Below are 11,366 nucleotides of genomic sequence, written 5' to 3' on the forward strand. Positions count from 1 at the left end.
TAAAAACTTCAATAAAAAATAAATAATATATTGACTTATAAAGATAATTCATTTTTTTCAACTAAAATGAGACTCCCGAATATTATAGAATTCTCTCATTTCTAATTTATTCATAATAAATCAATCACAATCATTTCCTCACCTATCACAAAGGGAAGAGCCACTATAAAAACAAGGAATAAAAATACCTCGTAAAGAATCAACACAATGGCGTTTTTGTCTATCTAAATTTCACAAACAGCACACACACATATGATGCTCTTGAGAGGCATCAAAACTTCACTCTACATAAGAAAGATGAAAACAATCCATAATCAACTTTATGAGCTATTTTTGTGAGTAGGAGCCATGCGGATTCCTAAATCACGTAATTGTGTAGGAGAAACATCAGACGGAGCACTCATCAAAAGATCAAGCGCCTGTTGATTCATAGGAAATAAAGCAACTTCACGCAAATTTTTAACACCTTGCAACAGCATAATGATGCGGTCAATTCCCGCAGCCATACCACCGTGTGGCGGAGCCCCATAATGGAATGCACGATAAAGACCACCGAAACGATCTTTCACAACTTCCTTAGAAAGTCCTACAAGTTCAAAAACTTTAAGCATCATTTCTGGTAAGTGATTACGAATTCCACCTGATGCAATCTCATAACCATTGCAAACAAGATCATATTGAAAAGCTTTAAGAGTAAGAGGATCTTGGGTCTCAAGAGCATTTTCTCCCCCTTGAGGCATGGAAAAAGGATTATGTGCAAAATCAATCTTTTTCTCATCTTCATTCCATTCAAAAAATGGAAAATCAACAATCCACGCCAAAGAGAAACTCTCTCTATCGAGAAGATCTAATTCTTCCCCTACCCGTGTACGGGCTGCTCCAGCAAAAGATGCGAATTTTTTTGGATCTCCAGCCACAAAAAAACAAGCATCACCACTTTCAAGTCCAAGCTGTATACGGAGCGCTTCAGCTCGCTGTTGACCAATATTTTTGGCGATAGGCCCTGCTCCTTCAAATTTTCCTTTTTCCTCACGCCAAAAAATATAACCAAGCCCTGGTTGCCCCTCGCCTTGTGCCCATACATTCATACGATCACAAAAAGCACGACTTCCACCCGTTTTAGCCGGAATAGCCCACACTTGTGCATTCTCATCATTCGCTAAAATTTGAGCAAAGACTTTGAAACCAGAATTATAAAAATGTTGAGAAACATCTTCCATAATGATCGGATTACGTAGATCAGGCTTATCAGAACCATATTTTTGCATTGCTTCATCATAGGAAATGCGAGGAAAGCTTTGTGTCACAGTTTTTCCATCTGCAAATTCTTCAAAAATAGAACGCATAATAGGTTCCATAGTTGCTAAAACATCTTCTTGCTCAACAAAACTCATTTCAACATCTAATTGATAAAATTCACCAGGAAGGCGGTCGGCCCTTGGATCTTCATCTCTAAAACATGGAGCAATCTGAAAATAACGATCAAAACCTGACATCATCAACAACTGTTTATATTGCTGTGGTGCTTGCGGTAGCGCATAAAATTTTCCCTGATGAACACGACTTGGAACCAAAAAATCACGTGCTCCTTCCGGCGATGAAGCTGTCAAAAGTGGCGTCGTAAATTCCGTAAAACCATTATTTTGCATAGCCCGTCTCATAGCCGCAATAATTTCAGTCCGACGCATGATATTTTTGTGCATAGTCTCCCGACGCAAATCAAGAAAACGATATTTTAATCGAATATCTTCTGGATAATCAGGCTCACCAAAAACCGGTAAAGGAAGTTCATCAGATTTTGAAAGAATTTCTACCTCTTGTACAAAAATTTCAATCTCACCTGTTGGAAGCGTTGCATTAATAACCTCATCAGAACGTGCACATACCTTCCCATCCACACGAATAACCCATTCAGAACGCACTTTTTCAATAACTTTAAAAGCCGGCGAAGCAGGGTCAGCAACAATTTGTGTAATTCCAAAATGATCACGTAAATCCACAAAAAGAATTCCTCCATGATCACGAACACGATGAACCCATCCCGAAAGACGGACTTGTGCTCCTACATCACATCTACGAAGAGCCGCACAATGATGACTGCGATAACGGTGCATGTTTTTGCCTTTGATTATAATATTCATATGCGCTACAAACGCTTTTTAATAACCATTTGTCAAGATATGAGAATAAAAACTCAAAAATAAAGTCAATAAAGGACAAATTTAATTTATCGAATTATAATAAAATGATGAATCTTATTACACAAACAACAGATCTTGAAATTGCACTTAACGCTCTACGTACCTCTGATTTTGTAACAGTCGATACTGAATTTATCCGCGAGACAACTTTTTGGCCTCAACTGTGTTTAATCCAGCTCGCATCACCAGATGTCACAGTTTTGATTGATCCCATAGCACCAGATATTGATTTACAACCTTTTTTTGACCTTATGATCGATAAAAAAGTTGTAAAAGTTTTTCATGCTGCGCGCCAAGATATTGAAACAATTTATCATCTTGGAGGTGTTATTCCTTCCCCTCTCTTTGATACGCAAATAGCAGGATCAATTTGTGGGTTTGGTGATTCTATCTCCTATGATCAAATTGTACAACGTTGCACGGGGCATCATCTTGATAAATCCTCCCGCTTTACAGACTGGAGTTGCCGACCTTTGTCTGAAAAACAACTGCTCTATGCACTTGCCGATGTAACCTATCTAAGAGATGTTTACCTGTTATTGAAAAAAAGGTTAGAAAAAAATCAACGTGCTCACTGGATGGATGATGAACTAACAATCCTTTTAAATCCTAAAACCTATGATATGCCAGAAGATGAAGCATGGAAAAAAGTGAAAGGACAAATTAAAAAGCCTCGTGAACTTGCTGTATTACAAAAGATAGCAGCTTGGCGTGAACGTGAAGCACGAAGATACAATATGCCACGTCGTCATATCATAAAAGATGAATGTCTTATAGAAATAGCAACCCAACAACCAAAAGATGAATCTGCATTAAAACGATTGCGCAGTCTTAATAAGAATTGGGATAAACTCTCAATTGCTCAATCATTAATCAAAGCTGTCCACGAAGGTTTAGAGGTGGATCTTTCTACTTTACCCCCCATTCCTAAACATAATCCACTCAATGATACGACGGTCGCTGTTATCGATCTGCTCAAAGTGTTATTAAAAATTGTTGCAAGCGAAAACAGCATTGCCCCTAAAATTATTGCAACATCTAATGATTTAGAAAAAATTGCCAATGGAGGAATAAAGAAAAATATTCCCGCTATGAATGGCTGGCGCTATGAAATTTTTGGTAAAAAAGCCGAACAACTGCTAAAGGGGCAGATAGGGTTTTACTTTAACGATGGAAAAATAAGCACAAAACAGCTTTAATTTACATTTTCATTTTTAAAAATCCATTACGCTACTTATTATCTACATAAATTGGTATGCCCTATGGACCAACGCAAATAGGATAACTAAAGCCTACTTCTGACAAAATTAAAAACTTAAATAGTAAACTCTTATTAAAAATGACAGCTAAATGTTTATCCGGTCAATCAAATAGCAATCTTATTAAAAAATCTAAAAAACAAACAGATCCTCATTTAAAAGTTTTAAAAAGAAAAAGTTCTTATAATAAAAGCGCATTCGTTACAAAAATAGCAGCCTAGCAATAGGAACAAACAAAGATATAATGCCTCACGTCACCCTATCGTATTAAAAAAACTACCGAGATTACAATCTAACAATCAAAAACGAGCCAGCATAACAACTAAAATACCTAACAAAATCAACATACTTATTTATAAATATAATTCGTTGTTTTTCATGTTGAATGAGAATCCCGAATAACATAAGATTCTCTCATTTCAAATCTGTTTATCTTGAATCAATCAAAACCATTCTCTTGCACGTCATAAGCGGGGCTGGCGTGTGGGTAAAAACTGTACAAGAAAGGGACTAAAATGGCTCTTATGAATCGTCTCAAGTGCCAAGGACTGTCGCAACATTGGGAGCTAGCAAATATAATGATGGTGCCGGCTTGCTTCTTCACAAACGTAAAGATAGTAGTGCTCAATGGCTTTATCGTTATACAACTCATGGACGCCGCCGTGAAATGGGCTTGGGTGCCTTGAGAGATGTCTCTTTAAAAAAGCTCGTGAATGTGCAACCGAATGGCGTTCTATTTTACGTGAAGGTCGTGACCCTATTAAAGAACGCAACAAACAAAAACGTGAGGCAATGCATAATCTCCGTTACTTCAAATACATTGCTCTAGATGCCTTTAAAAGCCGTAAAGCTAAATTCAAAAATGATGGAAAAGCTGGGGATTGGTCTTATCTTTACGCCTTCATATTCTCCCCCAATTAGGCTGTCTGCCTGTTTCAGAGAGTATACAAACACTGCGCCTTAGATTTGAATGTTGATTTACAAATAACAGAAAAAGCACACTCTCTCTTAAGAAAACAACGCCATAAAACACAAAATTTACCAGCAATGGATTGAAGAGATGTACCATCTTTTTATAAAAAACACTTTGCCAAACAACAACCCTAACACTATTGGCTTTGCGTCTACTCATCCTTACAGGGATTCGCACTTTTCCTTTGTGTCATATTCATAAAATCAAGTGGATGGGGGTATATGGACTATCCCTGCTGAAAATATGAACGGTTTGCATGACGCTACAACAGAATTTCGCGTGCCCTTATCAACAAAGACATCAGAAATTTTAAAACAAGCGCGCTTGCTTTCTCGCAATGTTTTCTTTTTTTCTGCAACCAGTCGTAGTCCCCTTGCTCAGAATTGTATGTCAAAGTATATGAGAAAAAATAAACTTGATGTCTGCCCCTATGGGTTTCGTTCTAGTTTACGCGATTGGCTTACTGAAACAACCGCTCCCCCTTATAAAATCGCAGAAACCATCCTAGGTCATACAGTCGGAAGACAAGTAGAGCGGTGCCCTATCGTCGAACAGACTATCTAGAACAGCGCCGTGTCTATATGGATAAATGGACGGCTTATGTTACAGATCAAAGCTAAGATATGGGATACATAACCCCATTATTTGTGGATGACTTTCTCTCCCTTTTCTCTCATATCGTCTCAATAAGAAGCATAAATAATCACATCAGAAATTATATAATAAAATATTGTTTTTTATAAATTAAATACCTTTCAAAGGATTCGAAAATATGGTTAATAAATGCTTATGATTTGTTTCTATTTTTTATAGTGAAAGAATTTTATAATGACAGAAAATGATATTCTTTTAGCGGGCCGTGAAAGTGCAAAACTGTTTCATATGAGTGTTTCAACATTCCGGCATCATATTACCAATGGATCTTTACCAAAACCTTTCAAATTTAGTTTTTTATCGCGTTTATTACAATCGAATCTTTTGAATGTCATCGAGCAAGCTAAATAGCAACGTCAAAATGACACAGCATAAAAAGAAAACCTTGTCACGTAAGGATGGACAAGGCTTTTCATTTTCACACGAAGCTTATGACATGCAAAATCCATTCTGTGATGCAAGTAACTGGATAAAAAAATTATATTTTCTTTTATGAATGCTCAGGGCATTACAAATGCCTTACGTGGGGGATGACACGGGCGTTATGGAACAAAAAGCCCCCCCGTTGTCCAGCTCATGATGATAGGTTGCCTAATTTATCCCTTGTCAATGGCACTATTATAAGACATAAAGCCCGAATAAATTAGAAAAAAATCAAAAAATTTCAAAAGCAAAAGGTTTTTTTATTATTTTTGATAACTTCTTTAATCGTCCAAGAGGACGTTCTCCTAATAACCCAGCGTAATTCTTTGGGATCTGCAAAATAATATGATCTGCTTTTTTACGCCACAATAGATGAGGTAAAATACCTGCAACAGAAGCACTAAAAAGATGAGCAATCCGCATAGTTTCGCCAAGAATACGTGCTTTTTCAATTATATTTTGAGTTGCTAATTGAAAAATGGGGAGAGATTCTTTATCAACCAGTAAACTTGTATTGCGAAAAAAAACAGCAAGCGCCGCATAAAGGCGCCCTTCATGAGAAATTCCTGGATAAGATCCTAAAGCTATTTGATTTGCTGCTTCATTGCCTCGATAATCTGGATGTATACGCCAACCAATATCCGCAAGAAGACAAGCGGCTTGACGATAACGGCATTCATTTTCAGTTTCTGAAATTCCAAAAACTTCAAAAGCATTCGTCGTAAAATCAATGAGTTCTTCTGCTTGTTTTGGTGAACGTGCCCGTAAAATAGCCATTTCTGTGCATGCTGCAATGAGAGGATCTGAAAGTCGAAGCGCCTGCGGCAATCGTGAATAAAGAAAACCTTCACGAACGCCAGCACCAGAAAAAATTATCTTTTCAAACTCCATACACTGAATGAGTTCAATAAGAACTATTGCCCCATAAGATAAAAGTTTCCGACGATTCTGAGAAACCGCTGCAATCCCTCTCATATTATCAATATTGCCACGTGCTACAAGACGTAAAAAGTTCTCCATTTCAACGGCATCAACTTCATAGCCATGCATAACAGGGAGCCGATAGTGTTTCATTGCCATATGGAGTTTTGCCAAATTACGCCATGTCCCCCCTACTGCATAAAAATAACGTGCTATACCTTTACGAGTCCGAACAACAGACGATTTATAAAGTTGCTCATGTACAATTTTTGTAGCTACAGCACTATCATTATTTGACATATACTGTAGCCTTAAACCACCCAATGGGAGAGTTATCCCTTCACCAACATCAGAATGATTAATATCAATCAGCTCAAGACTTCCACCACCAAGATCCCCAGAAATACCTTTTGGTTGATAAAAAGTAGACACAACTCCATATGCTGAATACATAGCTTCTTCACTTCCTGAAAGAAGATATATTTTACTTTGCAAAATATCTTCAGCATGCTGAATAAATGCTACGCCATTCTTTGCATCTCGTGCTGCTGCTGTTGCTAAAGTATAGACCTCATCTGCCCCAATCTGTCGACAAAGCGTACGAAACCGTTTCAGTGTTTGCAACGCCATTTTCATCGATTTTTCTTCTAAAAATCCTGTTTTTGCCACACCATGACCGAGACCACAAAGAATCTTTTCATTAAACAAAACCGTTGGTGAGCGAACAAGCCCCTCATAAATAACCAACCGAACAGAATTTGAGCCAATGTCAACAACAGCAACAGGCTTACGCCCTTTTAACCGACCTTGAGCATCTATATATGTCATTGGATTTTAATCTTTATGTATTTCGGCTTGTTGCCGACGCAACGCAATCAAGCGCGAAACAGAAGATTCAAAGGACTCTTTTCTCCCCGCAAAACTTGTATTAGCCATAAAATACTCCTGCGCATTAAACAGACTTTCACCTATCTGCGGTGTGATACGTTTTGATGTTCCATCCTTAAGTATATCAAAGCTTTGTTGATTATCAATGATATTAGCCAACATAATTTGTAAAAGAATTTTTTGACGCACTATTTTATTAAAAACTGGAACCAATATTTCAATACGATAGTCTAGATTACGAGGCATCATATCAGCAGAACCTAAGTAAACAAGTGCATTTTCATTAGGCAAATCTTGACCATTCCCAAAACAAAAAATGCGACTATGTTCAAGAAAACGCCCGACAATTGATTTTACACGAATATTATCTGAAATTCCTAGAATACGAGGACGTAAACAACATATCCCCCGCACAACCAAATCAATTTGCACCCCTGCTTGACTGGCACGATATAAAGCATCAATAATTTCAGGATCAACCAATGCATTAACTTTCATCCAAATAGCAGCAAACCTTCCCTGTTGTGCATGAGCAATTTCTCCCTCAATATGCTCTAAGATACGACCACGCAATGTTAAGGGTGAAAAAGCAATCTTCATTGTTTCATTCGGACGCTCATATTGCGCAATATAATTGAACAATAACGCAACATCATGAGCGATATCATCATCCTTGGAAAAAAAAGAAAGATCCGTATAAGTTTTAGCGTTAATGGGATGATAATTCCCTGTTCCAAGATGAACATAAGAGCAAAGACGTTTTCCCTCACGTCTCACAACCAATGACATCTTGGCATGAGTTTTTAATGCAATAAAACCAAAAATAACTTGAACCCCAGCACATTCAAGATCCCGTGCCCAACGAATATTTGCTTCCTCATCAAAACGTGCTTTAAGTTCTACCAAAGCAGTCACAGACTTTCCCTGTTCAGCTGCTTCAATCAAAGCTCCAACAATTGGACTATCGTTTGATGTACGATAAAGTGTTTGTTTGATTTCCACAACATCAGGATCGCAAGCAGCTTGACGTAAAAATTGGACAACAACATCAAATGTCTCATAAGGGTGATGAATCACAATGTCATTTTCACGAATAGCCGCAAAACAATCCCCTTTATGTTCACGAATACATTCTGGAATACGGGGAATATAAGGAATAAATTTGAGATCATTACGGGGGATAGAAACAATTTCTGATACCATATTAAGCGCTAAAAATCCATCAAGAACATTAATACAATTATCAGGAACAGCAAGACTATTCGCTATAAACTGGCGTAAACTCTCTGGCATTTTTGCGTCAAATTCAACTCGAATAACCTGCCCACGGCGCCGCCTTTTGAGAGCAGTTTCAAAAAAATGAACAAGATCCTCAGCTTCTTCTTCGACTTCAATATCACTATCTCGGATTACTCTAAATGTACCAATTCCTTTAACCTCATAATTAGGAAATACATGTTTAATAAAAAAGCAAATAACATCTTCAGCTGCAATAAAACGAAAATGATTGCCCTCTTGAGGAAGAAGAATAAAACGCCTCAAAAGCATTGAAATAGACAACAGCACTGTGTGTGAGTTATGATCAGTTTCTCCAGACAATTGAAGCGCAATAGAAAGCCCTAAATTAGGAATAAATGGAAAAGAATGGGTAGAATCAACAGGCAAAGGTTTTAAAACAGGAAAAATTGTCTCAAGAAAATACTTTTCAAGCCATGATTTTTCAATTTCTGAAAGATCATCAGAACAAATAATTTCAATATTATTCTTTTTTAATTCATCACGTAAAACATTCAATTCTCGTAGTTGGTGAGCCTGCAGCTTTGAAATCTCAGCTAATACAATATCAAGTTGTTCCTGTGGAGAGTGCCCATCTGCACTGCACGCTGTAACGCGAGCACGAATTTGAGTTGCTAGCCCAGCAACACGAACCATAAAAAACTCATCAAGATTTGCAGCTGAAATAGAAAGAAATTGTAGGCGTTCTAATAAAGGATGTTTCGAATTAGCCGCTTCCATCAAAACACGATTATTAAATTGTAGCCATGAAAACTCTCGATTAATAAACCGTACCGGATTTTTCATTGTTATATTCGATATAGAAATTTTATCTACCACCCTCTGTTCCATATATCCTAAATAATTTTCTTTTATATTTTCTAAAATCCTTGATGAAATATCTCATATAACATTTTATAATATGTTATCATCATAGTAATATATCAATGCCTAACTTTTCTCATCGTGTTTTCATTTAATATTTAAAAATACTTGAAACTATTTCTATGCGCAAAGCGCTAAAAACACGACAATTATTCTAATATAGCATAAAGGAGGAGAAATTTGTCTTAAAAAGCAGCTTGCATTATTATAAGCTTTATTACAAACTCACGCCTATAAAATAGAAGAGCCTAATTATAGCTGATGAGACAATTTATTCTGGAGTTTGTACGCCATGGCTGATCACAATATTCCCCATTTCCAAAATGACCTTGGATATAAAATAATCGAAATTGGTGTGAAAGAATTTATGTGTGTAGGCGCTACACAACCATTCGATCATCCCCATATCTTTATCGACATGGGAGAAGCAGATGAGAAAATTTGCCCTTATTGCTCAACCCTTTATCGTTATGTTCCCTCGCTATCATACGATCAAACAAACCCAACAGGATGTTTATATCATCCAGAAAAGCTATTATAATCGCGTTTTTGGGCTTTCTTAATAACCACTCTTTTAATTCTGCTTGTTTAATATGGAATCATTTGTGAACCGATCGCCCTTCATTGTTGGAGGAGGAATTGCTGGTTTAAGCACCGCTTTAGCACTCGCTCATAAAGGAATTGCAAGCACCATTATCGAAAAGTGTAAGCAACTTGAAACAATAGGCGCTGGTATTCAGCTGACACCAAATGCAACATCTATTCTTGCTCGCTGGGAACTTCTTAACAAACTCACTGAAGTCGCTACAATCCCACATTTTCTTGAGTTAAAAGATGGATTGTCTTTAAAAATACATCTACGGGCTCATCTTATCAATCTAACAGAAAAATATTGGAAAGCCCCTTATATGACGATCCACCGCGCAGCTTTACAACAAATTTTATATGATGCAGTGATTGAAAATCCTTTGATCAAATACAAAGCAGGTGAAACGATTGTATCTTCTACCCAATCTGCAACCAACATTAAAATAAAGACAATAAAAACAGATACAACAACAGAACAGCTTCATTCAACGCCCCTTCAGATCGGATGTGATGGAGTTTGGTCAACATTACGGCAACAATCTCCCTTTCATGAAAGAGCAAATTTTAGTGGCTTTATTGCTTGGCGTGCAACAACAACATTTGATAATCTTCCTCAAAAATTTCGTTCTTCATTGCAAAATATGAAGACAATTACAGCTTGGATGGGACCCAAAAATCATCTTGTTGTCTATCCCATTCAATCGTCAGAAAAAATTTTTAATTTTGTCGCCATTACGCATGGAGAAAATTCAAAAGAAGGATGGGCTCATAAAGGAGATAAAGAAAAACTCAAATCTCTTTTTAAAGGTTGGAATTCAAAAATCTTACAAATCTTTGATCATATCGATGAATGGAGCTATTGGCCACTCTTTCAAATGAAACAAAATCGTTTTATCGGCTTAGAGAGACAAGTATTTGTTGGCGATTGTGCACATGCAGCCTTACCTTTTGCAGCGCAAGGTGCCGCTATGGCAATCGAAGATGCTGCCACATTAGCAGAAGCACTTTCATTGAAAGATTTTTCATTAACGAAAGCACTTTCGCTTTACGAAACAACACGCACCCCCCGTATTGTAGCAGTAAAAAAACGCGGAGATTTCAATAGATTGGTCTATCACGCAACCGGTCCTATAGCAATTGCACGCAATCTCATGATGAAAATTCGTACACCAGAGAGCATTATGTCAGATCTCGATTGGCTTTACATGTATGATGCGATGAATTCCATAAAAAATAATGATAAAAACTTATAAAATTCTTCCAGTATTTTGAATATTACGAAAGAAAGAGATTTTTTGA

General features: G+C 37.0%; 7 protein-coding genes and 1 pseudogene. 5 read left to right on the top strand and 3 right to left on the bottom strand.

The features are described 5' to 3' along the window. Positions 1–320: 320 nt before the first annotated feature. On the bottom strand, positions 321–2,114 hold the full coding sequence (aspS, locus tag ACFIKY_RS07065; protein ID WP_375661586.1) for an aspartate--tRNA ligase: 1,794 nt from the start codon (positions 2,112–2,114) through the stop codon (positions 321–323). Between the two features lie 131 nt (positions 2,115–2,245). On the opposite strand from aspS, the gene rnd reads away from it, so the two are divergent. From rnd to ACFIKY_RS07080, 3 genes and pseudogenes are all read left to right on the top strand, one after another. Further along, positions 2,246–3,400 (top strand): ribonuclease D, encoded by a 1,155-nt coding sequence (rnd, locus tag ACFIKY_RS07070; protein ID WP_375644736.1) that lies wholly within the window; start codon positions 2,246–2,248, stop codon positions 3,398–3,400. 575 nt (positions 3,401–3,975) lie between these two features. Then, positions 3,976–5,053, top strand: a pseudogene (locus ACFIKY_RS07075) (tyrosine-type recombinase/integrase). A 208-nt stretch (positions 5,054–5,261) separates the two neighbouring features. Further along, entirely contained in the window at positions 5,262–5,438 is a 177-nt protein-coding gene (locus ACFIKY_RS07080; protein WP_375661587.1) for a DNA-binding protein, read from the top strand. 303 nt (positions 5,439–5,741) lie between these two features. Here ACFIKY_RS07080 and ppx read toward each other — a convergent pair whose 3' ends face one another. Both ppx and ACFIKY_RS07090 read right to left on the bottom strand, forming a co-directional pair. Beyond that, a complete protein-coding gene (gene ppx, locus ACFIKY_RS07085) occupies positions 5,742–7,259 on the bottom strand; it encodes an exopolyphosphatase (protein WP_375644737.1) in 1,518 nt (505 codons plus the stop codon). 6 nt (positions 7,260–7,265) lie between these two features. Beyond that, entirely contained in the window at positions 7,266–9,446 is a 2,181-nt protein-coding gene (locus ACFIKY_RS07090) for an RNA degradosome polyphosphate kinase (protein ID WP_375661588.1), read from the bottom strand. A 325-nt stretch (positions 9,447–9,771) separates the two neighbouring features. Here ACFIKY_RS07090 and ACFIKY_RS07095 point away from each other — a divergent pair, with 325 nt between their 5' ends. Both ACFIKY_RS07095 and ACFIKY_RS07100 read left to right on the top strand, forming a co-directional pair. Beyond that, positions 9,772–10,020 carry a zinc-finger domain-containing protein gene (locus tag ACFIKY_RS07095; RefSeq protein ID WP_375635890.1) on the top strand — a complete coding sequence of 83 codons (249 nt, stop codon included), beginning with the start codon at positions 9,772–9,774 and terminating at the stop codon, positions 10,018–10,020. A 52-nt stretch (positions 10,021–10,072) separates the two neighbouring features. Beyond that, complete coding sequence (locus ACFIKY_RS07100) at positions 10,073–11,320, top strand: FAD-binding protein (RefSeq protein WP_375635889.1); 1,248 nt, start codon at positions 10,073–10,075, stop codon at positions 11,318–11,320. Positions 11,321–11,366 lie beyond the last annotated feature (46 nt).

The organism is Bartonella sp. CR127HXZ, assembly GCF_042194555.1.
GTDB lineage: Bacteria > Pseudomonadota > Alphaproteobacteria > Rhizobiales > Rhizobiaceae > Bartonella > Bartonella grahamii.

Coding starts and splice junctions, on each gene's coding strand:
- aspS (WP_375661586.1), bottom strand. CDS start 2,114: ATGCACCGTTATCGCAGTCATCATTGTGCGGCTCTTCGTAGATGTGAT.
- rnd (WP_375644736.1), top strand. CDS start 2,246: ATGATGAATCTTATTACACAAACAACAGATCTTGAAATTGCACTTAAC.
- ACFIKY_RS07080 (WP_375661587.1), top strand. CDS start 5,262: ATGACAGAAAATGATATTCTTTTAGCGGGCCGTGAAAGTGCAAAACTG.
- ppx (WP_375644737.1), bottom strand. CDS start 7,259: ATGACATATATAGATGCTCAAGGTCGGTTAAAAGGGCGTAAGCCTGTT.
- ACFIKY_RS07090 (WP_375661588.1), bottom strand. CDS start 9,446: ATGGAACAGAGGGTGGTAGATAAAATTTCTATATCGAATATAACAATG.
- ACFIKY_RS07095 (WP_375635890.1), top strand. CDS start 9,772: ATGGCTGATCACAATATTCCCCATTTCCAAAATGACCTTGGATATAAA.
- ACFIKY_RS07100 (WP_375635889.1), top strand. CDS start 10,073: ATGGAATCATTTGTGAACCGATCGCCCTTCATTGTTGGAGGAGGAATT.